The sequence below is a fragment of the Donghicola mangrovi genome (assembly GCF_013377535.1).
Taxonomy (GTDB): domain Bacteria; phylum Pseudomonadota; class Alphaproteobacteria; order Rhodobacterales; family Rhodobacteraceae; genus Donghicola; species Donghicola mangrovi.
Genome location: NZ_JABCJE010000003.1, coordinates 211,362 through 234,160 on the forward strand (window position 1 = coordinate 211,362; position 22,799 = coordinate 234,160).

Here is a 22,799-nt window from a genome sequence, read left to right on the forward strand (position 1 = left end):
TGTTTGCTACCAGCGGACAATCCGCGTCAGATTATTGGGGCTTCAGTGCAAACCACGATCCGTCATAGCGTCAGTTTTACCGGTGTAGGCCTTCATTCCGGCCAGCCCGCGCGCCTGACTATTCGTCCTGCTTCGGCGGATCACGGTATCTGGTTCTGCCGCACCGACGTTATTGGTTGCGACCCTCTGATCCCCGCCCGCTGGGATGTGGCCGAGCATTCACCCCTATGCACCAAGCTGGTCAACAAGGACGGCGTTAGCCTGTCCACCGTTGAGCACGTGATGGCCGCGCTGGCGGGCACCGGCATCCACAACGCCCTGATCGAGATTGATGGCCCCGAGGTTCCGATCCTTGACGGCAGCGCCGCGCAGTTCGTTCGCGGAATTGTGAAGCAGGGCGTTCGCCTACTGGCAGAGCCTCTGTACGCGATCGAAGTGCTGAAGCCCGTGTTTGTCCAGAAGGGTGACGCGACTGCTTCGCTCTCGCCCGCGGATTCGCTGCGCATCGATTTCGAGATCGACTTTGTTGACGCCGCGATCGGACATCAGCAGAAAACCTTGCACATGGCGAACGGCACCTTCGTCCGTGAGCTGTGTGACAGCCGGACTTTCTGCCGCGCCTCCGACGTTGAAATGATGCGTGAAAAAGGCCTCGCGCTGGGTGGGACTATGGAAAACGCTGTCGTTGTTGATGGCGACGAAGTCCTGAGCCCCGGCGGCCTGCGCCACACCGACGAACCCGTCCGTCACAAAATGCTGGATGCCCTTGGCGATCTGGCGCTGGCGGGCGCACCGATCCTTGGCCTTTATCGGGGTTACAAGGCCGGTCACACTCTGACTAACATGCTGCTGCGCGCTCTGTTCGCCGACCCGACCGCCTATCGCATCGTGGATTGCGACGCGGCTTGCGTTGCCCGCCTGCCGGGCACGGGCCTGCATGTTTCGGACCTTGCCGCCGTCGCGTGATCGCGGCAGGGTGGCAAAGGCATTTTGCACCAGAAATTTCTGTGCTAACACGCCGTTGACCGCAGGCGCACGCGCCTGCCGGATCCTGAATTATTGTGGGCAGGTATGAGCATGGGCAAAGCATTCAAGACGATTTTCGGGACAGCACTGATTGGCCTGACTGTGGCGGGCTGCTCCGATTTCAAAGCGCGCCCCTTTGCAAATAATGAAAGTTTCGTAGAGGGCGGCCAGACTGGTGAACCCCTCGAAAACTTTACCGCTGAACAGATCTACCAGCGCGGCGAATACGAGCTGGCCAACAAAAAGCCCGAGAAAGCCGCCACCTACTTTGGCGAGATCGAGCGCCTGTATCCCTATTCCGAATGGGCCAAGCGCGCGCTGATCATGCAGGCTTTCGCCTTCCATCAGGACAAGGACTACGAGAACAGCCGCGCCTCGGCGCAGCGTTACATCGACTTCTATCCTGCGGACGAGGACGCGGCCTATGCCCAGTACCTGCTGGCGCTGTCCTACTATGACCAGATCGACGATGTGGGCCGTGACCAGGGCCTGACCTTTCAGGCGCTGCAAGCCCTGCGCACCGTGATCGAGCGTTATCCCGACAGCGAATATGCCGAAAGCGCGATCCTGCAGTTCGATCTGGCCTTCGATCACCTTGCGGGCAAGGAAATGGAAGTCGGCCGCTACTACCTGAAGCAGGGTCACTATACCTCTGCGATCAACCGTTTCCGCGTTGTGGTCGAGGATTTCCAGACCACCACCCACACCGCCGAGGCGCTGCACCGTCTGGTGGAAAGCTACCTGTCGCTGGGTCTGACCGACGAGGCGCAGACCGCAGGGGCGATCCTGGGCTACAACTATCAGGGCAGCGAATGGTACGCCGATACCTACAAGCTGCTGACCGATGCCGGTCTCAAGCCCGAAGCCAAGGGCGACAGCTGGCTGGCCAAAATTTACCGCCAGATGATCAAGGGCGAATGGCTCTGATCACGGGGCAGGGGACCGGAACATCGCATGCTGCGTTCGCTTGATATTCGGGATGTGTTGTTGATCGATCGGCTCCAGCTGGAATTCCAGCCGGGGCTGAACGTGCTGACGGGTGAAACCGGCGCGGGCAAATCCATTCTGCTGGACAGTCTGGGCTTTGTTTTGGGGTGGCGCGGGCGTGCCGAACTGGTGCGCGCCGGTGCCGATCAGGGCGAGGTGATCGCCGAATTCGATCTGCCCGCCGATCACCCCGCAAATGCCATTCTGGCCGAAGCCGGGATCGACGCCGATGGCGAGCTGATCCTGCGCCGCGTGAACACCGTGGATGGCCGCAAGACCGCTTGGATCAACGACCGCCGCGTGTCGGGGCAGGTGCTGCGCGATCTGTCGGAAACGCTGGTGGAGTTGCACGGGCAGCACGACGACCGCGGCCTGCTCAACCCGCGTGGTCACCGCCAACTGCTGGACGAATTCGCCGGTCACGCCGCGATGATGGCCGACACCCGCGCGATGTGGCAGGCCCGCAGCCGCGCCTCCAAGGCCTTAGCCGAGGCCGAAGAACAACTCGCCGCCATGCGCAGCGAAGAGGAATTCCTGCGCCACGCGGTGGCCGAGTTAGACCAGCTGAACCCCCTTCCGGGCGAGGATGCGGAACTCGATACCAAGCGCCGCCGCATGCAAGCCGCCGAGAAAATCCGCGATGATTTGGCCCGCGCCTATCACATCCTTGGGTTCGATGGGGCAGAGGGCGCGATGGGCAACGGGATGCGCTGGCTCGACGGAATCGCCGCCGATGCAGACGGTCAGCTGGACGAACCGATTGCCGCCTTGGGCCGCGCCCTCAACGAACTTGGCGAGGCGACTCAGGGGGTCGAGCGGGTGCTCGAAAACCTCGACTTTAACCCAGCCGAACTGGAAGGGCTCGAGGAGCGTCTGTTCGCCATCCGTGGGCTGGCCCGCAAACATGGCGTCGCCCCCGATGATCTGGGCACCTTTGCCGAAGAATTGCGCACCCGTCTGACGCGCCTTGATGCGGGCGAGGGTGATATTGGCCGCCTGCGAGCCGAACTGAAGGCCGCCGAAACCGCCTATGCCTCCTCGGCCGAGGCCCTGACCGCCTCGCGCACCGATGCCGCCGCGCACCTCGACCGCGCTGTGATGGACGAACTCGCCCCGCTAAAGATGGAGCGTGCCGTGTTCCACACCTTGATCGAGGCTGGCGATGCGGGCCCCGAGGGGCGCGATAACGTCTCGTTCACCGTGGCGACCAACCCGGGGGCGCCGGCGGGCCAACTGGCCAAGATCGCCTCGGGCGGGGAACTGTCTCGCTTCCTTTTGGCGCTCAAGGTCTGCCTGTCGCAGAATACCTCTGGCGTCACCATGATCTTTGACGAGATTGACCGAGGCGTGGGTGGGGCAACCGCCGATGCCGTGGGCCGCCGTCTGTCGCGTTTGGCGTCCGAAGGGCAGGTGCTGGTCGTCACCCACTCGCCGCAAGTTGCCGCGCTGGGTCAACATCACTGGCAGGTCAGCAAATCGGTTCAGGACGGCCAGACGCTAAGCCGGGTGGTCCCGCTGGATCACGGCCAGCGCGTCGATGAGATCGCCCGCATGATCTCGGGCGATACGATCACCGACCCCGCACGGGACGCTGCACGCGCCCTACTGGGCACATAAAACAAAGGGGGCGAAACCGCCCCCACTCTTTCTTGGTCAAAATACCCCCAGCGCGGCCTTCTCCTCAAACGCGACTGTGCATAGGGGCATTACCCAGCCACGCGCACCACTTTGCCGGGGTTCATGATGTTCTGCGGGTCCAGAGCCTGTTTGATGCTGGCCATTACATCCCAGCCACCGCCGTGCTCCAGCGCCATATAGTCCAGCTTGCCGTAACCGACCCCATGCTCGCCGGTGACTGTCCCGCCATAGGACAAGGCGCGGCGGGCCATGCGGTCGGCCAGATCCTTGGCGATCTGTAGCTCTGCGGGGTTGTCGTCGTCGATCATCAGGATGGCGTGGAAGTTCCCGTCGCCCACGTGGCCGAGAATAGGCCCCTTGATCCCGCTGGCAGCGATGTCAGCGCGGGTTGCCTCGACCGCTTGGGCCAGTCGGGAAATCGGGACGCACATGTCGGTCACCACCGCACGGCAACCGGGGCGGCTGTTCAGGATCGCCCAATAGGCGTGGTGGCGAGCGTGCCACAGGGCTTTGCGATCCTCGGGGGCGGTGGCCCAGTCAAAGCCCTTGCCGCCATGTTCCGCCAGAATGCCGCCGAATACTTCGGCCTGTTCGGCCAGCGCGGTTTCCGATCCGTGGAATTCCACCAGCAAGTGGGGACACTCGGGCAGCTTGGATCCAGAATAGGCGTTCACGGCGGCAGCGGTGTCGGCGTCGATGAACTCGATCCGCGCCATGGGCAGGCCGAACTGGATGGTCTCGATCACGGTTTCCACCGCATCCGAAATCGAATCAAAGGCACAAACCGCCGCGCCCACGGATTCGGGCTGGCCCTGCAGTTTCAGCGTCAGCTCGGTGATCAGGCCCAACGTCCCCTCGGCCCCGATCATCAGGGCGGTCAGGTCAAAGCCCGCAGCGGATTTGCGGGCGTGGCTGCCGGTGCGGATCACGCGGCCATCGGCCAGCACAACCTCAAGCGCCATGACGTTGTCGCGCATGGTGCCATAGCGGACCGCCGTAGTGCCCGATGCGCGGGTCGAGGCCATGCCCCCCAGCGTGGCGTTCGCGCCTGGATCAACGGGAAAGAACAGGCCGGTGGCGCGCAGTTCCTCGTTCAGGGCTTCGCGGGTGATGCCGGGCTGCACGGTGACGGTCATGTCCTCGGCGTGGACGTCCAGAATGGCGGCCATGTTGCGGAAGTCCACGACCACACCGCCCTGATGGGCCAGCGCGTGCCCCTCTAGCGATGTGCCAGCCCCCCAGCCGATCACGGGCAATCCGTGGCGGGCACAGATGCGGACAATCTCGCTGACCTCTTCGGTCGAGGTCGGAAATGCCACCCCATCGGGCAGGGTCAGAGGAAAATAGGATTCGCTGCGCCCATGTGCCTCAAGTTCAAACTTGGAGGTGCTGAGTCGTTGTCCTAGTAAGGTGCTAAGCTCGTGGAGCGCATCGGATTTTGTCATGCCCGGCCTTCTGCATTGGTTTCCGGCACATTAAACATCCCGATCGCTTCGAGAAAGGTAAACGCGCGGTGGCGGACGAAGGTGAAAGACTTTTTTAAGGATTCAATCAGCCATCTGATGGGTGAAATCCGCGAAAGCTACGCGGTGATCGTCAAGAAGGGGCCGAGCCAGTTCCAATTCTGGCTGATCGCGCTGATTGTCGGCGTGGTGTCGGGTGCAGCGGCGGTCGGGTTCCGGATAGGAATCGAGCTGCTGCAAAGCTTCCTTTACCGGACGACGGACATTAACCACCTGCACACCCATCTAGGCCGACTGAGCTGGATGTGGATCGTGCTGATCCCGACCTTGGGCGGTTTGGCGGTGGGGCTGATCCTGCATCGCTTTACACCCGATGGGCGCGTGCGGTCTGTGGCTGATGTGATCGAGGGCGCGGCCCTGCACCGCGGACGGGTCGAGATGAAAGAGGGCCTTGCCTCGGCGCTGGCCTCGTTGCTGACCCTGTCCAGTGGCGGCTCCTCGGGGCGAGAGGGGCCGGTCGTGCACCTTGCCGGTGTGATCGCCACGCGCACCAGCGAATGGATCAAGGCGGACGGGATCACGGGGCGGAACCTCTTGGGCTGTGCGGTGGCTGCGGCGGTCTCTGCCAGCTTTAACGCGCCGATTGCGGGGGCGCTGTTCGCGCTTGAGGTGGTGCTGCGCCATTTCGCCATCCACGCCTTTGCCCCGATTGTTGTGGCCAGTGTGGCGGGGACGGTGGTGTCGCGGCTGGCCTTCGGGGATGTCAGCGAGTTTGTTCTGTCCTCTCGGACCTTCCTTCAGTTCTATCTGGAGCTGCCTGCGTTCTTTATCCTTGGGCTGGTAAGTGGCTTGGTGGCGGTTGTTCTGATGCGCTCCATTTTTTGGGCGGATCAGTTAGGAAACCGTGTACAAGCCGCCCTCGACATTCCGGGGTGGGCGCGGCCCATGGCGGCGGGTCTGCTTTTGGGGGTGATCGCGCTGGCCTTTCCGCACATCATCGGCGTGGGGTACGAGACCACCGCGCGTGCCTTGGCTGGCCGGATGCTGCTGGAGGAGGCGATTGTCTTGGCGGCGCTCAAGGTTCTGGCCGTGTCCATCACGATGGCGGGGCGCATGGGTGGGGGGGTCTTTTCGCCCGCGCTGATGGTGGGCGGTCTGACGGGGCTGGCCTATGGTCTGATCGCAACAGGCGTGTTCCCCGATGTGTCGGGCGAGCCGACCCTTTATGCGCTGGCGGGGATGGGGGCGGTGGCTGCGGCCGTGCTGGGGGCCCCGATTTCGACCACGCTGATCATCTTTGAACTGACGGGGGACTGGCACACCGGTCTGGCGGTCATGGTGGCTGTGTCGATGTCTACGGCGCTGTCCAGCCGCATGGTGGCGCAGTCGTTCTTTCTGACGCTGCTGGCGCGGCGGAACCTGCAACTGGCGGCGGGGCCTCAGGCCTATTTGCTGGGGATGTACAGCGTGAACGCGGTGATGCGCCCGCTGGATCACGAACACGCCGCCCCCTTTGACCAGCTCGAGGAACTGGCGGCAGAGGGCACTTATGTGACGGCTGGGCAGACCCTGACCGACGCGATGCAGCTGTTCGACCGAACTGGCGCGGCATTCATTCCGGTGATGAAGGCGGCCTTTGGCGACCAGCCCGCGACGATTATCGGGGCGGTGTTTCAGGTGGACGCATTGCGCACCTTTAACCGCGCGCTGGCGGCCACCGCTGCCGAAGAACACAGCTGACCCCATAGAAAAAGGGCGCGCCACCGGCACGCCCCTATCCGTTCTGAAATCAGAAATCCCTTGGGATCAGAGCTCTTCGATCGCGAGCTTTTCGCTGGCGTGGAAGGCAATGTGACCCTGCAGCTTTTCCAGCGCGGCGCTCGGTTTGTCGTAGGCCCAAGCGGCGTTGTGGATGGTCGTGCTTTTGGTCACGATGTTGTAGTACTGGGCTTCCCCTTTGAACGGGCAAGTGGTGCGCTGTTCCGACTGGTCAAGGAACGCCATCGCGATGTCTTCCTGCGGGAAGTAAACCACCGGCGCATGATCGCCTTCTACCAATTCCAGAGTGTTCGAGCTTTCGCCCAACACCGCACCGCCTGCACGTACGACATAAGTTCCTGCGTTTGCATGGATCTTGATGTTTTCCGACATGCGTAGTCCCCCTGTGTTTTTTATGGCTGTGCCAGTCTTTGGTGACACTGTTGTGTCAGAGCGGCGCAGTCATGCTCTCTAACCACGTTTTCGCGTTTGGCGACAGTCTTGACGCAAGATTCTCACAACATGTCGCATGGTAAGTATCCAGCCACGCGCGTTCGTCAGCGGTCAGAAGGGACAGGTCTATCAGTCTGCGATCAATCGGTACCCAAGTGATCGTTTCAAAGGCAAGCATGGTGCGCTGAGTGTCACCATTTTGCGGAATTTCAAAGGGTTGGACGACGATCAGATTCTCGATCCGGATCCCGTAGGCGCCCTCCTTGTAGTAGCCTGGCTCGTTCGAGAGAATCATTCCCGGCTCCAGCGGCAGGCGCGAGACACGGGAAATGCGCTGCGGTCCTTCGTGGACGCCAAGGTAAACGCCGACCCCGTGGCCCGTCCCGTGATCGTAATCCAGTCCGGCCTGCCACAGATTGTTTCGCGCCAGAACGTCCAGATCGCCGCCGCTGATCCCTTTGGGAAAGCGTGCCTTGCTGATTGCGATCATGCCTTTCAGGACGCGGGTAAAGCGGTCCTTGTGTTCGGCGGTCGGGGTGCCGACAGGCATGGTGCGGGTGATGTCGGTGGTGCCGTCAAAATACTGCGCGCCCGAATCCACCAGCAGCAGGTCGCCGTCTTGGGCGGTGCGGTTCGATTCCTCGCTGACGCGGTAGTGGACGATGGCCCCGTTCGGGCCGGTCCCAGAGATGGTCTCGAAGCTGATTTCGCGCAGCTGGTTGGTGGCGGTGCGGAAGCCCTCGAGCGCCTTGACCACGTCGATCTCGGTAAAGGCGCCGGGGGGCTGCTGATCCAGCCAGCACAGGAATTCGACCATCGCGGCACCGTCGCGCAGGTGCGCCTCGCGGGTGGCGGCGATTTCGGCGGGGGTCTTGCGGGCTTTGGGCAGAACGCAAGGATCGTCGCCCCAAGCGATGTCGATCTCCCAGCTTTGCAGGACCTGCTGGACCAGAACCGGTACGCTGGTTTTGTCCAGACGCACGGGGCTGGCGATCTGCCCCAGCGCGGCTTCAAAGGCGTCACGGGGGGCGATGCTGACCTCAGGGCCCAGATCGATGCCGTCGAACTTGGCGGGGTCTGCGAACAGGGCCACACGGGCGTCGTCGAACACGATGGCAAAGCACTGGACGATCGGCGTGTGCGCGATGTCCGAGCCGCGGATGTTCAACAGCCAGCAGATGCTGTCAGGCAGGGTCAGAACGCAAGCCGCATGGCCAGCAGCGCGCAGGGTGTCTGCCACCATCTCGCGCTTTTCGGCGGCGGTCAGGCCGGCGATCTCGACTGGGAAAGCCTCCGCGGGGGCGGTCGGGCGGGCAGGGCGGTCGGCCCAGATCGCGTCGATCAGGTTGGCGGTGGGTTTCAGGCCGATCCCCTTTGGGGTCAGCGCCTGTTCCATCGCCTCGATCTCGCGCGGGGTGTGGAGCCACGGGTCATAGCCCACCAGACCACCGTCCAGATGCTGCGCCAGCCAGTCACCGGCAGAGGTCTCGGGCCACGGCACGGGGGTATAGCAATCCGCCACCTGCGATTTGACCTGCACGCGGTAGCGCCCGTCGATGAACACCCCCGCCTGATCCGCCAGAACCAGCGCAAAGCCCGCCGATCCGGTGAACCCCGTCAGCCACGCCAGACGGTCATCACAAGGGGCCACGTATTCGCCTTGATGGGCGTCCGCACGGGGCACAAGGTATCCGGCCAGCCCTTGGGCAGCCATTTCGGCACGCAAGGCCGCCAGCCGTGGCGGGCCCTGTTCGGGCCGCGCGGTCACGGCGAAAGATTGAAAGGTCATCCAGCTCTCCGGATCGAATTCTTGATGCCCATAACACGGGCGCGGGCCCGCGGATCGGCGTCGAACAGGCTGGCAAGCTGCTCGGTCATGGCACCGGCCAGCTGTTCCACATCGGTGATGGTCACGGCGCGCTCGTAGTAACGGGTCACGTCGTGGCCGATACCGATGGCCAGCAGTTCCACCTGCTTGCGCTTCTCGACCATGGCGATCACGTCGCGCAGGTGTTTCTCGAGGAAGTTCGCAGGGTTCACCGACAGGGTGCTGTCATCCACGGGGGCGCCATCGGAAATCACCATCAGGATCTTGCGCGCCTCGGGGCGGGCCAGCATCCGGCGGTGTGCCCATTCAAGCGCCTCACCGTCGATGTTCTCTTTCAGCAGGCCCTCTTTCATCATCAGGCCAAGGTTCGGCCGCACGCGGCGCCACGGGGCGTCGGCGTGTTTGTAGATGATGTGGCGCAGATCGTTCAGGCGGCCGGGCTGCTGGGGACGGCCCTGTTGCAGCCACAGCTCGCGGTTCTGGCCGCCCTTCCACGCGCGGGTGGTAAAGCCCAGAATCTCGACCTTGACGCTGCAGCGTTCCAGCGTGCGGGCCAGAACGTCTGCGCAGATGGCTGCGATGCTGATGGGGCGGCCCCGCATCGAGCCGGAGTTATCCAAGAGCAGCGTCACCACGGTATCGCGGAATTCGGTGTCTTTCTCGACCTTGAACGACAGGGGTGTGGTGGGGTTCGCGACCACACGGGCAAGGCGCCCTGCGTCCAGAATCCCTTCTTCCATGTCGAAGAGCCAGCTGCGGTTCTGCTGGGCTTGCAGGCGGCGCTGCAGCTTGTTCGCCAGACGGCTGACGGCCCCCTTCAGGGGTTCCAGCTGCTGGTCCAGATAGGCGCGCAGACGCTCCAGTTCAGCGGGATCGGCCAAGTCCTCGGCGCGGATTTCCTCGTCAAACTTGGTCTCGAAAACCTTGTAGTCGGGGTCGGCTTCGGAGAAGGGCGCAGGGGGCGGGGGCTCCATCGGGGCGTCGCCCTCTGGCATCTCCATTTCTTCGTCCATCTCGACGTCAGAATCCTGATCGACCGAGACCTGAGCCTGCTGCTGGTCCATTTGCTGGTCCTGCGCACGGTCGGGCTCTGCTTCGGCGTCATCGCCTTCGCTCTCGTCATCGCCGTTGGACTCGGGGTTTTCCTCGTCGTCCTGGGGCTGATCCTGAGCTTCTTCGTCCTCGTTCTCGTCGTCCAGCTGGTCGGGGTCTTCGCCAAGCTGGTCGCCGTAGCCGAGATCGGTGATGAATTTGCGCGCGAATTTGGCAAAGGCCTGCTGGTCGGACAGAACCTCGTTCAGATCACCAAGGGTGTCGGCGCCCTGACCCTCCAGATACTCGCGCCACAGGTCCAGCGCGTTGTCGGCACCTGCAGGCAGGTCGCGGCCGGTGGCCAGCGTGCGCACCAAATAGCCGGCGGCCACGGACAGGGGCACGTCCTTGGCGTCGGTGATTTGTTCGTAGGCGCGGGTGCGGGCCTCGTGGGCGATCTTGGCGTCGATGTTGCCAGCGGTGCCGGGCATGTCGCGGGCGCCCATGGCCTCGCAACGGGCGATCTCCATGGAGTCATAGATGCTGCGTGCCAGCTCACCCTGAGGCATATAGCGGGCCCCCACAGCGGCGTCGTGGTAGCGGTGGCGCAGGGCCAGCGCATCGGCGGTACCGCGGGCCAGCAGAACCTCGTCGCGGGTCATACGGCGGGACACCTGCGGCAGTCGCATGGTGTCGCCGTTCATGCCAGCGGGATCGACCGAATAGCTGACCGTCAGATCGGGGTTGTCCGCCAGCACGCGCGTGGCCTCGGCCAGCGCCTTTTTGAAAGGATCGGCGGGATTGTCGGACTTCTTCATGGGGTCAGCCTTCGCAGGTCGAACTTCTATCCTGCGCAACCTAGACCCCTAAAGCGGGCTTGACCATAGCACACCCCTAAATCCCTATGACAAAAGCAGTCCTTCGCATTCCTTTATGCGCGTTTCGAGAAGGTCAGAGGCGCGTTCGACCCGTCCCTGATCAACGGAATATTGCACTTCGGTCAACAGATGCGCGACTTCGGACCAGCCGATGGCGCGCCACTGTTTGGGCATGACCTCGGGCATATCCTCGGCTAAGGCGTCGGGCATGATCGCTTCGACCAGGGTCTGGAAGCCCTGAACCTGATCGCGCATCGTATCTCTTCGGTTCCGGTCCATCTCGCGATGATCCAGAGACATGGCTTCTAGGCGGCCCGCGCATGTGGCGAACAACTGGACCCGTTGGTGGGCCCAAAAGGGAAGTGCGGAGGGTGCTGACCCGAACATACACAACAAGGCCACAGCACCAGTCCGGCATAGGGCATTGTGTTTCATGTAACAAATTTATGTCACATGCGGATTTTGGCAAATACAGGCTTTCCGGCAAATGCCATATCCAAAAGGCGAGTGCCGCAAACGTGATCCAACAAAAAAGCCGCCCGTTGCGGGGCGGCTTTGGAATGTCGGTTTTTCAGAGCCTTAGCTCATCGCGACGCTTGCTGCACTTTCGGGCAGTTCTTCGTTGAAGAGTCGCTGATAGAACTCTGCCACGGTCTGGCGCTCTAGCTCGTCGCACTTGTTCAGGAAGGTCAGGCGGAACGCGTAGCCGACATTGCGGAAGATCTCTGCGTTCTGGGCCCAAGCGATGACGGTACGGGGGCTCATCACGGTGGACAGATCGCCCGACATAAAGGCTTTGCGGGTCAGGTCCGCAACGGTGACCATCTGTTTGATGGTCTTGCGGCCCGCCTCGGTGTTGTAGTGGGGGTTCTTGGACAGAACGATGTTGGTTTCCGCGTCGATCGACAGATAGTTCAGGGTCGCGACAAGGCTCCAACGGTCCATCTGCGCCTGGTTGATCTGCTGGGTGCCGTGATAGAGGCCGGTGGTATCGCCAAGGCCCACGGTGTTCGCGGTGGCGAACAGACGGAAATAGGGGTGCGGCTTGATGATCTCGTTCTGGTCCAGAAGGGTCAGCTTGCCGTCGGTTTCCAGAACACGCTGGATCACGAACATCACGTCTGCACGGCCCGCATCGTATTCGTCGAACACGATCGCGACGTTGTTGCGCAGCGCCCAAGGCAGGATGCCCTCGTGGAATTCGGTGACCTGCTTGCCGTCCTTCAGCTTGATCGCGTCCTTACCGATCAGGTCGATCCGGCTGATGTGGCTGTCGAGGTTGACGCGCACGGTGGGCCAGTTCAGGCGGGCGGCAACCTGTTCGATGTGGGTCGATTTACCGGTGCCGTGATAGCCCTGAATCATCACGCGGCGGTTCTTTTCGAAGCCGGCGAGAATGGCCAGAGTGGTATCGGGGTCGAACTTGTAGGTCGGGTCGAGCTCGGGGATACGGTCGTTTTCTTCGGCAAAGCCGTGCACGATCATGTCGGTGTCGATGCCGAATACGTCGCGTACCGAAATCTGTTCGGTCGGTTTCACCACAGCTGCTTTGCGGTCGCCCATAGCTGTCACCTTCTTGCTTTCAAACCATCACTTGCGTGGTGCACCATAATGCGCGGAGCCACAAGGGGAAGAGGTATTTGTGCGCTAACAGCGCGGCAGATTGGTGACGGTTTGCCTATGGGATAGGGTTTGCCTGTGGCGTGCGTGGTGCCGTGAGTATTTGGGCAAAGAAGAAGCAACGGGACGGTTCGGGATGTGAAAAGGCCGCCCGGGGGAGGGGCAGCCTGATCGCGGTTATTTGAAGTTCCGGCTGTCCTTGATCTGGTCCCAGGCCCAGACAACCTCTTGTAGTTTTTCCTCGTCCGAGCGGTCGCCGCCGTTCATGTCGGGGTGCAGGACCTTGATGAGGGCCTTGTAGGATTTGCGCACCTCGGCCTTGGTCCAGTGGTCCTTGGCCTCGAGGATCTCGATCGCTTTGCGTTCGGTCGGGGGCAGTTTGCGGGTGTGCCCGTTGGCCGATTTGCCGGGGTTGCGGGTCGCGTTTTTGCCTAGAACCTGGTGGGGGTCCTCGATGCCCAGACGGGCCCAGGCGCGCTGCTCGGGGTCTGCGATCGGCTTGGTGGTGCGTTCCCAGACGCGGTCCTTGCTGCGCTGTGCGTTCAGCTCGGCCTCGGTGGTGCCGTCAAAGAAGCTCCACTGCTGGTTATATTCGCGCACGTGGTCCTTGCAGAACCACAGGTATTCATCCAGCACGTCCGGTGCGCGGGGCGCGCGGTATTTGCCGGCTTCGTTGCAGCCGTCCTTTTCGCACAGTCTGGTCGAGGTTTCCGACGCGCCAGACATCCCGCGGCGACCGCGCGGGTTCTTCTTCTTGGCGTTGGAAACGGACATATCGAAACCAAAGGGGTCGTCGCGTTTGATCATGGGGATTCCCTTTTCGACTCGGACGAGAGAGTTTAAACCGACTGACGCCGGATTGAAGGGGTTACGAGAAAAAAATGTCAGAATATGTGGGGCCGGTAGCGGCAGAGATGCGGGCGAGACTGGAAGCGGCATTCGCGCCGCAAGTTCTTGAAATTCATGATGATAGTGAAAAGCATCGTGGTCATGGCGGCTACCGCGAAGGGGGCGAGAGCCATTTCAATGTCACGCTCGTCAGCGCGGCCTTTGCCGGTCAGAGCAGGGTGGCCCGCCACCGTGCCGTCCATGCGGCGCTGGGGGCGGACCTGATGGAGAAAATCCACGCTTTGGCCCTGAACCTGAGCGACAAGCCCTGATTAACGCAGGGTTTTCTTGGGCGCGGCGAACAGGCGCTGCGCCCGGGACATCAGAACGCTGTTTGGCTCTTCTTCGCGGACAACCACGGGCTCGTCGGGCTCGAATTCACGGATTTCTTCGGCCTGTTCGACGGTGACCTTGGCGTTGCTCAGGCGGGGCGACAGACGCACGTTGGTGATCGTGGTCTTGGTGCGCTCGGCCTTGGCGGGCTTGTCTTCTTTGGGCTCTTCCACGGGGGCTGCGGTGACCACAGGCGCGGGGGCAGGGGGCGCCGCTTTGGGCGCCTTGAGCGGAGCGGGCTCGATGATGGTGGTCGCCTTAGGGGCTTGAACTTCCACAACTTCTTCGGCGATCTCGCGGCGGAACACCAGCAGGGTCTGGAAGGTCGTTTTGGTGCCGCGCAGGCCCTCGCGGACCTCCATGGGCAGGGTGTCGGCGCGGTGATACATCCAGCCGTCCTGCGCCAGATCGTTCATCAGCTCTTCGACCGCATAGGCGAAACGCGCCTCGTTGGTTTTGATACCGGGGGCCTTCTGGCCCTTGGTCGGAGCGGGAATCACGCGGAATTCATACTGCGCCATGGCAACTGTCCTCTGTAAACCGAGGCCGCTGTATAACGACATGAAGGACACCCGCCAAGGGTTCGCGGACGGGTTCACACAACTTTGCGGAAGGTTGCCGATGGGGTCCGGCAGGCGGGTTAATCAGAGGTTACACCTGATCTGGCGAAAAGGGGTGTAAGGCCCTGATTTTACGACAAAAGGCAGGGCTGTTTTGCGTATGGTTTACGTATGGGGGACGTCGGTACGTTTTTGGGTGAGTTGGGGGACGGATTTAGGGGGAATGGAACGGCGTTCCTAGCGAAATTAACTTTCATTGATGTAGATTATTTGGGGTAAGGTGTTGGGGGCAGAATGTGTCCAAATTTCAATAGGTATTTTGCATTCAAGGTCTCGAGCTTCCCTCTCGATCTTTTCAATGCGGTCCTCTGCACGCCATCCGAATATAAGGTATATTGCTCTCTGATAGCCAACGTATGCCAAAAATTTTTCGAAAGTCTGTAAGTCTTTTTGGATGCCAGATTTTTCTAAGTTTGAAGATTTGACTTCGATTATTGCGTAGTTGTTGGCCATGCTTCCTGGAGTGTGGACAAGAAGATCTGGGATTTTGTTGGCTGCTCCCAGATTCGTAAGTAAAGGATGAGCCCTTTTGTCTACTTCTCCGTTCAAGATGAACTGGCAGTCTTTGGGCCAGAGCAGTCTCATTTGATGATATAATTCGTAGCAGTAAACGCGCTCTCTGTAGACTGGACTGCCACCGTCAATGGGTAATTGAAAATAACATTCATTAATGTTGAGAATAGCTTGGCGCAAAATCTGATATAATTCTTGCACGAGATAACCCCTGTTCTTGAGTAAGGGTAAGAGTGCGCTATTTTGGAACAAGAAAAAAGGCGCCCCAATCGGAGCGCCTTTCGCATTTCCAGCTTTCGCCAATAATCAGAGGCCCAGTTTGGCCATGACCAGATCGTTGACCGCTTTGGGGTTGGCTTTGCCGCCGGTGACTTTCATCACCTGACCCACAAACCAGCCCGCCAGTTTGGGGTTGGCTTTGGCCTTTTCGACCTGCGCGGGGTTGGCTTCGATCACTTCGATCACGGCGGCCTCGATGGCGCCGGTGTCGGTGACCTGCTTCATGCCGCGCTCTTCGACGATGGCTTCGGGGTCGCCGCCTTCGGTGTAGACGATTTCAAACAGATCCTTGGCGATTTTGCCCGAGATCGCGTCCGAGGAAATCAGGCCGACGATCTTGCCCAGTTGTTCGGGCGAGACGGGGCTTTCGGTGATGTCCTTGTTGTCTTTCTTAAGGCGGCCAAAGAGTTCGTTGATGACCCAGTTGGCGGCCAGTTTGCCGTCGCGGCCAGCGGCCACGGCTTCGAAGTAGTCGGCGGCCTCGACCTCGGCGGTCAGGACAGAGGCGTCGTATTCCGACAGGCCCAGTTCGGTGACAAAGCGGGCTTTCTTCTGGTCGGGCAGCTCGGGGAGCGATGCGCGGATGTCCTCGATGAAGCTGTCGTCGATTTCCAGCGGCAAGAGGTCGGGGCAGGGGAAGTAGCGGTAATCGTGTGCTTCTTCCTTGGAGCGCATGGAGCGGGTTTCGCCCTTGTCCGGATCATAGAGGCGGGTTTCCTGATCGACTTTGCCGCCGCCCTCGACGATCTGGATCTGGCGACGTGCCTCGTATTCGATGGCCTGCTGGATAAAGCGCATGGAGTTCATGTTCTTGATCTCGCAGCGGGTGCCGAGGTGGCCGAAATCGCCGGTTTCGATGAACTTCTCATAGGCGCCCTGACGGCAGATCGAGACGTTCACGTCGCAGCGCAGGTTGCCGTTCTGCATGTTGCCGTCGCAGGTGCCGAGGTAGCGCAGTATCTGGCGCAGTTTGCCGACATAGGCCGCAGCCTCTTCGGGGCCACGGATGTCGGGGCGGCTGACGATTTCCATCAGCGCGACGCCGGTGCGGTTCAGGTCCACGAAGGACATGTTGGGGTCCATGTCGTGGATCGACTTGCCCGCGTCCTGCTCGAGGTGGATGCGTTCGATGCGCACGCGGCGGGCGACGCCGGGGCCCATGTCCACGATGATCTCGCCCTCGCCCACGATGGGGTGGTAGAGCTGGCTGATCTGGTAGCCCTGCGGAAGGTCGGGGTAGAAGTAGTTCTTGCGGTCAAAGGCCGACCACTTGTTGATCTCGGCGTTGATGCCAAGGCCGGTGCGGACCGCCTGCGCGACGCAGAATTCGTTGATCACGGGCAGCATGCCGGGCATGGCCGCGTCCACGAAGGCCACGTTGCTGTTCGGCTCTGCGCCGAATTTGGTCGATGCGCCCGAGAACAGTTTCGCGTTCGAGCTGACCTGCGCGTGCACCTCGAGACCGATGACCAGTTCCCAATCGTATTTGGCACCGGCGATGACTTTGGGTTTCGGGGGCTCGAAGGTCAGATCAAGCATGGGGGCCTCGTTTGGCTAACGGAATCCAATGGGAGGCGCGGGTGCGCCTGCTGTTGGCAGAGGGATTAGCCCATGCGTGCGGGGGGATCAACGGGCGTGGTGTTTTTGCCAGCCTTAGCCCAGCTGTTTCACCCATTTCGGACGGCGGGTGTTCTGCCAGAGGTCCACGGTGGGGGCATAGCGGCCGCCCAAAGCCAGCGTTGCCTCGCGCAGCATCTCGATCCCCTCTTCCGAGCGGACGGGCAGGGCGCGGGCCGAAATCGGCTCGCCCACGGTGATGCGGAAGGGTTGGCGGTGCTTGTTGAGCGTCTCGTGGAACAGGGTGATGTCGCGCAAGGTCGGGTGGATGAAGTCGAACAGATAGAACAGCGCCGAGTTGCGGGCGCGGATGTTCACCGGAATGACGGGCAGGTCGAACTTGCGGGCGATCATGGCGGCGGATGCCATCCACGGGCGTTCGTGCAGCTTCAGGCCGCGGCGCTTGGCCAAGCGGCCCGAGGGGAAGATCACGCCGATCCGGCCTTCGTCCACGGCCTTGCGGGTATAGGCCATGGTTTCGCGGGTTTTGGCGTGGCTGCGTTTCTCGTGCCGCCATTCGACGGGCGCAATCATGCTGCCGAACTGGGGCAGAATGCGCAGGATGTCGGAGTTGGCGTAGAAATAGGCATCCTCGCGGACGCGGGCGATCACGTCCTGAAGGATGATCCCGTCGGCGATCCCCGTGGGGTGGTTGGCCACGATCAGGGCGGGGCCAGAGGTGGGCAGGTTGGCAAGGCCCGACACCTCGACATCGCGGGCCAGAAGGCCAGCCATGTGGCGCATGATCTGCTTGGCAGGCAGGTCACGCACCTGAGTTCCGATCCGCAGGGTACGGTCGTAGCTGAGCATCCCGTTCAGGATGGCACGGGCGGCGCTTGTTCCGAAGCGGTCCGCAAATAGCCACGGGGCGCGTTCGGCAATCAGGGGATCAATGCGGTCTTTCATGTCCGATCAGACACCAGAAAATCTTGAACTAAATGTGACAACCCGTTTGGGCGACAGTCTGTTCCCCAAAGCTATCGAAATCGGAGGTCACAGGCAAAGCACCTTTGGGCGCGATGCCTGTGATGGGCGGTCTTATGCCGCCAGGATGCGTCCGACCATCTCGGTCACGTCGCGGGACAGGTCCGGTTTGGCGGCGATCCGTTCGAGCTGTTCGCGAATCATCGCCTGGCGATCGGCGTCATAGCGTTTCCACGTGTCGAAGGCGCTGCACATGCGGGCGGTGGTCTGGGGGTTCACGGTGTCCAGCTTGATCAGCCAGTCCGCCATGATCCGGTAGCCATCGCCCGACGGGTGGTGGAAGCCCGCCGGATGCCCCGAGAGCGCCCCGAAAACCGCGCGGAAGCGGTTGGGGTTCTTCATATCGAAATCGGGACGGGCGGTGAGGGTCTCCACGACCTGCGCGGTGTCCTCGGGCTCTGCCAGCATGACCTGCAGGCCGAACCATTTGTCCATCACCAGACGGTCCGCGTGCCACTGCTGCTCGAATTTGCCGAGGGCATCGGCGCCGGTGCCTGCGCGGATCAGGCAGGACAGGGCCGAGAGCTGCTGGGTCATGTTGTCGGCCGCGTCATACTGGGCCTGCGCCGCCGCGCCTTGGTCGAGTTTGGACAGCAGGGACAGGGCGGTGTTGGCCAGCGCCCGTTTGCCCGATTGCTCGGCGTTGGGCTGGTAGGGCTCGGTGACGGTGTTGGATGCCAGCAGCGCGGGCAGGTCATCGGCCATGTGTTCCGCGATGGCGCGGGACAGGGTTTTGACCGCCGTATAGATCGCGATGGGGTCGGGGGTGACACCGCTGGCGAACAGGGTCTGGGCGATGTCGTCCTGACTGGGCAAGGCCATCGCCAGCGCGCGGAAGGCCGGGTCAAGCGTGTCGTCCAGCGCCATCTGACGGAGGGCATCAAGGAAGCCGGTGTCGGGGTTCGTCCCGTCGGTGACCATGCGGACCAGCACGTCTTTGGCCAAGGCACGACCTGCCTCCCACTTGTTGAAGGGGTCGGTGTCGTGGGCCAAGAGGAACGCACGCTCGCCGTTATTGGTGTCGCGGTGCAGGATCACAGGCGCGCTGAATTCGCGCAGGATCGAGGGGATGGGGCGTTCGGTCAGATCTTCGAAGCTGAAGGTCTGCTGGGCCTCGGTCATTTCTAGCAGAGTCGTTGGGACGATTTCGCTGCCGTCATGGGCCAAGAGGCCGACGGCAATCGGGATCACCAGCGGCTCTTTGGTGGGCTGGCCGGGGGTGGGCTTGGTCTCTTGGGTGAAGTGCAGGTTGTATTTGCCGTTCACCCATTCCTCGGTCACGGTCAGGTGGGGGGTGCCCGCCTGCGTGTACCAGCGTTTGAATTGGGTCAGGTCGCGGCCGGTGGCATCCTCGAATACCGTGATCCAGTCTTCGATGGTGCAGGCCTGACCGTCGTGACGCTGGAAGTACTGGTCGAGCGCGCGGTAATAGTCGGTCTCGCCCACCAGACGTTTGAGCATCCCGATGACTTCGGCGCCCTTTTCATAGACAGTCGCGGTGTAGAAGTTGTTGATTTCCTGATAGGATTCGGGGCGCACATTGTGGGCGAGGGGGCCTGCGTCCTCTCGGAACTGGCGGCCGCGCAGCATCAGGACGTCGCTGATGCGTTTCACCGGCGCTGACCGCATGTCCGAGGTGAATTGCTGGTCGCGGAAGACGGTCAAACCCTCTTTCAGACAGAGTTGGAACCAGTCGCGGCAGGTGATGCGGTTGCCGGTCCAGTTGTGGAAGTATTCGTGGGCGATGATGCCTTCGATACGCTCGAAATTGGCGTCGGTGGCGGTTTCGGGGCTGGCCAGAACGGCGGAGGAGTTGAAGATGTTCAGCCCCTTGTTCTCCATCGCGCCCATGTTGAAGTCGTCCACGGCGACGATGTTAAAGAGGTCGAGGTCGTATTCACGGCCATAGACATCCTCGTCCCATTTCATCGAATCCTTCAGGGCCTGCAGGCCGAATGCGGTTTTGCCTTCGTCACCGGGGCGGACCCAGAGGTTCAGTTCGACCTGACGGTCGCTGCGGGTGGTAAAGGTGCCCGAAGTGGCGCGCAGATCGCCTGCGACCAGTGCAAAGAGATAGGCGGGCTTGGGCCACGGGTCATGCCATTCGGCCCAGCCGGTGCCCTGATCCACGGGGTTGCCGTTGGACAAGAGGACGGGCAGGTCGCCTTCGATCCGGACGTGGAAAGGGGCCATCACATCGGGGCGGTCGGGGTAGTAGGTGATCTTGCGAAAACCCTCGGCCTCGCACTGGGTGCAGTACATGCCGTTCGACATATACAGACCCTCGAGCGCGGTGTTGGTGGCGGGGCTGATCTCGACCTCGGCTTCCCATGTGAAGTCATGATCGGGGACTTCGGCGGTCAGGCCGTGGGCGGTGATTTCGGGGTTGGCGTCGTGTCCGTCGATGCGTGCGCTGATCAATTTCAGCTGTTCGCCGTGCAGGAAAAAGGTGCGGTCGGTGGCGTCGGGGTTGGGCACGAAATGGATGCGGCTGATGACGCGAGTGGCCTCTGGTGCAAGGCGGAAGGTCAGGCTGACCTCGTCGATCAGAAAGGCGGGGGGCGTGTAATCTGCCAGATAAAATGTCTGGGGCGCGGCGTCTTTCATCGCTTCTCCTATGGGTATTCGAGGTCCGAGTGGGAACCTGTCCCTGACTGTATGTGTTGTTTTGGGGAATGGAACACCCAACACAGATCAAAGGAGATTTTTCTGATGTCTGCACCGGACACCAACCTTGAAAGCCAGAAGAACCAACATAAACCCAGTCTGTGGGGCATCGGCGCCGCGGTGACATTCGGCGTGGCGATGATCGCGATCATCGTTTTCGTGTCGGTCGGCGCCAATGAACAGGTCGCCGAGGATGGCGCCCCGACCGATACCGCCCCCGCCGCTGTGGGTGTGAACTGATCAGGGGGCCTGATGGCCGTAATCGTCTGGTTCAAAAGAGATTTAAGGGTGAGCGATCATCCTGCGCTGACCTATGGGGCGGCGCGGGGCGATGTGCTTGCCCTTTATGTTGTTGAGCCGGAGCTTTGGGCGCAAAGCGATGCGTCGGGGCGGCAGTGGGCCTTTGTGCTGGAATGCCTGCGGGAGTTGCATGTGGCGCTGAAGCGGCTGGGCGTGCCCTTGTGTATTCGGGTCGGGGATGCGGTTGCGGTTCTGGAGGATTTGCGCGGGCGTCATGGTGTGACCGAGGTGGTCGCCCATGAGGAAATCGGGAACGGTTGGACCTATGCCCGTGATTTGCGGGTGGGGGACTGGGCGCGGCGCTCTGGCGTGCGGTTTGTGGAACTGCCCCAGACCGGCGTGGTGCGGCGGCTGAAATCCCGTGATGGCTGGGCCGGTTTGCGGGACGGGTTCATGGGGCAGGGCGTTTTGCCGGTGCCTGTGGGCTTGCGCGGGGTGATGGCGGCGTCGGACCCGATGCCGGATTTGGGCTTGGTCGACGCCTGCCCGGTTCGGCAAAAGGGCGGGCGCGCCGAGGGGCTGGCCCTCTTGGACAGTTTTCTGGCCGTTCGCGGGGAGTTTTATCAGCGGCAGATGTCGACGCCCCTTCAGGGGGCGGTCGCCTGTTCGCGGATTTCACCCCATCTGGCGTGGGGTACTTTGTCGGCGCGAGAGGCCGAAGGGGCGGGTGCTGTGCGCCGCCAATCGGCTGCGGGCGCGTGGAAGGGGTCCTTGCGGGCGTTTGAATCGCGTTTGGCGTGGCGGGACCACTTCATGCAGAAGCTCGAGGATGAGCCCGCCATTGAACACCGCGCCATGCACCCTGCCTATGAGGGGCTGCGCGGGGATGATGCGGACCTGCGCCGCGCGTGGGAAAGGGGCGAGACGGGGCTGCCATTTCTGGACGCCTGTATGCGGTCGCTGGCGGCGACGGGCTGGCTGAACTTCCGGATGCGGTCGATGGTGATGGCGGTGGCCAGTTACCATCTGTGGCTGGATTGGCGGCTGACGGGGGCGCATCTGGCGCGGCAGTTCACGGATTACGAGCCGGGGATCCATTGGTCTCAGGTCCAGATGCAGTCGGGGACCACGGGGATCAACATTCCCCGCATCTATAACCCGATCAAACAGGGGCACGATCAGGACCCGACGGGCACCTTTACCCGCGGCTGGCTGCCCGAACTGGCCGCTGTGCCCGATGCGCTGCTCCAAGAGCCTTGGCGCTGGGACGGGGCAACCAAGCTGGCCTATCCCGCGCCCGTGGTCGATGTGGCGCAGGCCGCCCGCGCTGCCCGTGACCGCATCTGGGAAATCCGCCGCGATGCGGGCCACGCCCCCGAGGCCGCCCGCGTGATCCAGCGCCATGCCAGCCGTCAGGACCGCGCGCGTCGGTTCGTCAATGATCGCAGCCCGCGCCGGCGGGGCGATTCCCGCCAGATGACCTTGGACCTGTGATCATGGGCAAAATGCGCCGCAAATCCGATCTGCCGTCCAAGGACTGCGCCACCTGCGGGCGCCCGTTCCTATGGCGTAAAAAATGGGCGAAGGTCTGGGAGGAGGTCCGCTATTGCTCGGACCGGTGCCGTGCCGAACGCCCCAAAGTCCCACAAAAGCCACAGGGCCAATAGCGCCAGATGCAGCCCGCAAATCCGGTTTAGACGGCGGGCAAAGGGCTGCTTGGTTGTCTTGTGGTTGAACACCTTTTGCGCGGCCTTGGCCCCCACGCTGCCCCCGATAAAGGCCATGAAAAGAAGGCGGAATTCAGGGGTGCGGCGCTTTTTCAGAATGGCGCGCAGCTTGTCCCAGCCGAACAGCAGAAATGTCAGGGCGTTCACGGCCAAATAGGCCAGCACGCCCCACGTGAACATACTCTGCCCTGCCAGAACGTCTAATCCCTGCACACCCGCACCTCACTTTGCGCACTTTGCGTAGGGCA

The 22,799-nt window shown here is 62.0% G+C and carries 20 protein-coding genes and 1 pseudogene; 8 read left to right on the forward strand and 13 right to left on the reverse strand.

What is annotated here, in order from left to right; genetic code table 11:
- Positions 1 to 45: 45 nt before the first annotated feature.
- From lpxC to recN, 3 genes are all read left to right on the forward strand, one after another.
- Positions 46 to 966: a UDP-3-O-acyl-N-acetylglucosamine deacetylase gene (gene lpxC, locus HJ536_RS08990; protein WP_177157470.1), complete on the forward strand. Its 921-nt coding sequence runs from the start codon at positions 46 to 48 to the stop codon at positions 964 to 966.
- Between the two features lie 105 nt (positions 967 to 1,071).
- Positions 1,072 to 1,953, forward strand: coding sequence for an outer membrane protein assembly factor BamD (locus HJ536_RS08995; protein ID WP_420811090.1), 882 nt, complete (start codon positions 1,072 to 1,074; stop codon positions 1,951 to 1,953).
- Between the two features lie 27 nt (positions 1,954 to 1,980).
- Positions 1,981 to 3,630 (forward strand): DNA repair protein RecN, encoded by a 1,650-nt coding sequence (gene recN, locus HJ536_RS09000; protein WP_177157471.1) that lies wholly within the window; start codon positions 1,981 to 1,983, stop codon positions 3,628 to 3,630.
- Between the two features lie 89 nt (positions 3,631 to 3,719).
- On the opposite strand, the gene HJ536_RS09005 is transcribed toward recN, so the two are convergent.
- Complete coding sequence (locus HJ536_RS09005) at positions 3,720 to 5,096, reverse strand: FAD-binding oxidoreductase (protein ID WP_177157472.1); 1,377 nt, start codon at positions 5,094 to 5,096, stop codon at positions 3,720 to 3,722.
- Between the two features lie 117 nt (positions 5,097 to 5,213).
- Here HJ536_RS09005 and HJ536_RS09010 point away from each other — a divergent pair, with 117 nt between their 5' ends.
- Positions 5,214 to 6,854: a chloride channel protein gene (locus HJ536_RS09010; protein ID WP_177157667.1), complete on the forward strand. Its 1,641-nt coding sequence runs from the start codon at positions 5,214 to 5,216 to the stop codon at positions 6,852 to 6,854.
- Between the two features lie 66 nt (positions 6,855 to 6,920).
- On the opposite strand, the gene HJ536_RS09015 is transcribed toward HJ536_RS09010, so the two are convergent.
- The 6 genes from HJ536_RS09015 to HJ536_RS09040 form a co-directional block, all read right to left on the reverse strand.
- On the reverse strand, positions 6,921 to 7,265 hold the full coding sequence (locus HJ536_RS09015; protein WP_176853444.1) for a DUF427 domain-containing protein: 345 nt from the start codon (positions 7,263 to 7,265) through the stop codon (positions 6,921 to 6,923).
- Between the two features lie 55 nt (positions 7,266 to 7,320).
- Positions 7,321 to 9,114 (reverse strand): aminopeptidase P family protein, encoded by a 1,794-nt coding sequence (locus HJ536_RS09020; protein WP_177157473.1) that lies wholly within the window; start codon positions 9,112 to 9,114, stop codon positions 7,321 to 7,323.
- Positions 9,111 to 11,003, reverse strand: coding sequence for a cobaltochelatase subunit CobT (gene cobT, locus HJ536_RS09025; protein ID WP_177157474.1), 1,893 nt, complete (start codon positions 11,001 to 11,003; stop codon positions 9,111 to 9,113). The genes HJ536_RS09020 and cobT overlap by 4 nt, the downstream gene beginning before the upstream one ends.
- Before the next feature lie 84 nt (positions 11,004 to 11,087).
- On the reverse strand, positions 11,088 to 11,318 hold the full coding sequence (locus tag HJ536_RS09030) for a hypothetical protein (RefSeq protein ID WP_177157475.1): 231 nt from the start codon (positions 11,316 to 11,318) through the stop codon (positions 11,088 to 11,090).
- A 324-nt stretch (positions 11,319 to 11,642) separates the two neighbouring features.
- The gene (gene cobS / locus HJ536_RS09035; protein WP_176853440.1) at positions 11,643 to 12,626 is read right to left on the reverse strand and encodes a cobaltochelatase subunit CobS; all 984 of its coding nucleotides are present in this window, start codon (positions 12,624 to 12,626) and stop codon (positions 11,643 to 11,645) included.
- 234 nt (positions 12,627 to 12,860) lie between these two features.
- The gene (locus HJ536_RS09040) at positions 12,861 to 13,487 is read right to left on the reverse strand and encodes a DnaJ domain-containing protein (RefSeq protein WP_176853625.1); all 627 of its coding nucleotides are present in this window, start codon (positions 13,485 to 13,487) and stop codon (positions 12,861 to 12,863) included.
- A gap of 77 nt (positions 13,488 to 13,564) precedes the next feature.
- Between HJ536_RS09040 and HJ536_RS09045 the strand changes: the two genes are divergently transcribed.
- Positions 13,565 to 13,843 (forward strand): BolA family protein, encoded by a 279-nt coding sequence (locus tag HJ536_RS09045; RefSeq protein ID WP_194245047.1) that lies wholly within the window; start codon positions 13,565 to 13,567, stop codon positions 13,841 to 13,843.
- Here HJ536_RS09045 and HJ536_RS09050 read toward each other — a convergent pair whose 3' ends face one another.
- From HJ536_RS09050 to pepN, 5 genes are all read right to left on the reverse strand, one after another.
- Positions 13,844 to 14,425, reverse strand: a complete 582-nt coding sequence (locus tag HJ536_RS09050) for a DUF4177 domain-containing protein (RefSeq protein WP_177157476.1) — start codon at positions 14,423 to 14,425, stop codon at positions 13,844 to 13,846.
- A 285-nt stretch (positions 14,426 to 14,710) separates the two neighbouring features.
- Positions 14,711 to 15,238, reverse strand: a complete 528-nt coding sequence (locus HJ536_RS09055) for a methionyl-tRNA formyltransferase-like protein (protein WP_177157477.1) — start codon at positions 15,236 to 15,238, stop codon at positions 14,711 to 14,713.
- A 105-nt stretch (positions 15,239 to 15,343) separates the two neighbouring features.
- The gene (gene gatB, locus HJ536_RS09060; protein WP_176853438.1) at positions 15,344 to 16,855 is read right to left on the reverse strand and encodes an Asp-tRNA(Asn)/Glu-tRNA(Gln) amidotransferase subunit GatB; all 1,512 of its coding nucleotides are present in this window, start codon (positions 16,853 to 16,855) and stop codon (positions 15,344 to 15,346) included.
- 114 nt (positions 16,856 to 16,969) lie between these two features.
- Positions 16,970 to 17,839: a lysophospholipid acyltransferase family protein gene (locus tag HJ536_RS09065; protein WP_176853437.1), complete on the reverse strand. Its 870-nt coding sequence runs from the start codon at positions 17,837 to 17,839 to the stop codon at positions 16,970 to 16,972.
- A gap of 132 nt (positions 17,840 to 17,971) precedes the next feature.
- The gene (gene pepN / locus HJ536_RS09070; RefSeq protein ID WP_177157478.1) at positions 17,972 to 20,524 is read right to left on the reverse strand and encodes an aminopeptidase N; all 2,553 of its coding nucleotides are present in this window, start codon (positions 20,522 to 20,524) and stop codon (positions 17,972 to 17,974) included.
- 105 nt (positions 20,525 to 20,629) lie between these two features.
- Between pepN and HJ536_RS09075 the strand changes: the two genes are divergently transcribed.
- The 3 genes from HJ536_RS09075 to HJ536_RS20875 are packed head-to-tail and all read left to right on the forward strand — an operon-like array spanning position 20,630 to position 22,491.
- On the forward strand, positions 20,630 to 20,824 hold the full coding sequence (locus HJ536_RS09075) for a hypothetical protein (protein ID WP_176853435.1): 195 nt from the start codon (positions 20,630 to 20,632) through the stop codon (positions 20,822 to 20,824).
- Between the two features lie 12 nt (positions 20,825 to 20,836).
- Complete coding sequence (locus HJ536_RS09080; protein WP_177157479.1) at positions 20,837 to 22,318, forward strand: FAD-binding domain-containing protein; 1,482 nt, start codon at positions 20,837 to 20,839, stop codon at positions 22,316 to 22,318.
- A gap of 2 nt (positions 22,319 to 22,320) precedes the next feature.
- Positions 22,321 to 22,491 carry a DUF2256 domain-containing protein gene (locus HJ536_RS20875; RefSeq protein WP_228028381.1) on the forward strand — a complete coding sequence of 57 codons (171 nt, stop codon included), beginning with the start codon at positions 22,321 to 22,323 and terminating at the stop codon, positions 22,489 to 22,491.
- Positions 22,492 to 22,542: 51 nt separating this feature from the next.
- Here the strand turns inward: HJ536_RS20875 and HJ536_RS20880 are convergent.
- Positions 22,543 to 22,731 (reverse strand): annotated as a pseudogene (locus tag HJ536_RS20880) (DUF1294 domain-containing protein); the annotation flags it as partial.
- Positions 22,732 to 22,799 lie beyond the last annotated feature (68 nt).

Coding starts and splice junctions, on each gene's coding strand:
- HJ536_RS08995 (WP_420811090.1), top strand. CDS start 1,072: ATGAGCATGGGCAAAGCATTCAAGACGATTTTCGGGACAGCACTGATT.
- recN (WP_177157471.1), top strand. CDS start 1,981: ATGCTGCGTTCGCTTGATATTCGGGATGTGTTGTTGATCGATCGGCTC.
- HJ536_RS09005 (WP_177157472.1), bottom strand. CDS start 5,096: ATGACAAAATCCGATGCGCTCCACGAGCTTAGCACCTTACTAGGACAA.
- HJ536_RS09010 (WP_177157667.1), top strand. CDS start 5,214: ATGGGTGAAATCCGCGAAAGCTACGCGGTGATCGTCAAGAAGGGGCCG.
- HJ536_RS09015 (WP_176853444.1), bottom strand. CDS start 7,265: ATGTCGGAAAACATCAAGATCCATGCAAACGCAGGAACTTATGTCGTA.
- HJ536_RS09020 (WP_177157473.1), bottom strand. CDS start 9,114: ATGACCTTTCAATCTTTCGCCGTGACCGCGCGGCCCGAACAGGGCCCG.
- cobT (WP_177157474.1), bottom strand. CDS start 11,003: ATGAAGAAGTCCGACAATCCCGCCGATCCTTTCAAAAAGGCGCTGGCC.
- HJ536_RS09030 (WP_177157475.1), bottom strand. CDS start 11,318: ATGCGCGATCAGGTTCAGGGCTTCCAGACCCTGGTCGAAGCGATCATG.
- cobS (WP_176853440.1), bottom strand. CDS start 12,626: ATGGGCGACCGCAAAGCAGCTGTGGTGAAACCGACCGAACAGATTTCG.
- HJ536_RS09045 (WP_194245047.1), top strand. CDS start 13,565: ATGTCAGAATATGTGGGGCCGGTAGCGGCAGAGATGCGGGCGAGACTG.
- HJ536_RS09050 (WP_177157476.1), bottom strand. CDS start 14,425: ATGGCGCAGTATGAATTCCGCGTGATTCCCGCTCCGACCAAGGGCCAG.
- gatB (WP_176853438.1), bottom strand. CDS start 16,855: ATGCTTGATCTGACCTTCGAGCCCCCGAAACCCAAAGTCATCGCCGGT.
- HJ536_RS09065 (WP_176853437.1), bottom strand. CDS start 17,839: ATGAAAGACCGCATTGATCCCCTGATTGCCGAACGCGCCCCGTGGCTA.
- pepN (WP_177157478.1), bottom strand. CDS start 20,524: ATGAAAGACGCCGCGCCCCAGACATTTTATCTGGCAGATTACACGCCC.
- HJ536_RS09075 (WP_176853435.1), top strand. CDS start 20,630: ATGTCTGCACCGGACACCAACCTTGAAAGCCAGAAGAACCAACATAAA.
- HJ536_RS09080 (WP_177157479.1), top strand. CDS start 20,837: ATGGCCGTAATCGTCTGGTTCAAAAGAGATTTAAGGGTGAGCGATCAT.
- HJ536_RS20875 (WP_228028381.1), top strand. CDS start 22,321: ATGGGCAAAATGCGCCGCAAATCCGATCTGCCGTCCAAGGACTGCGCC.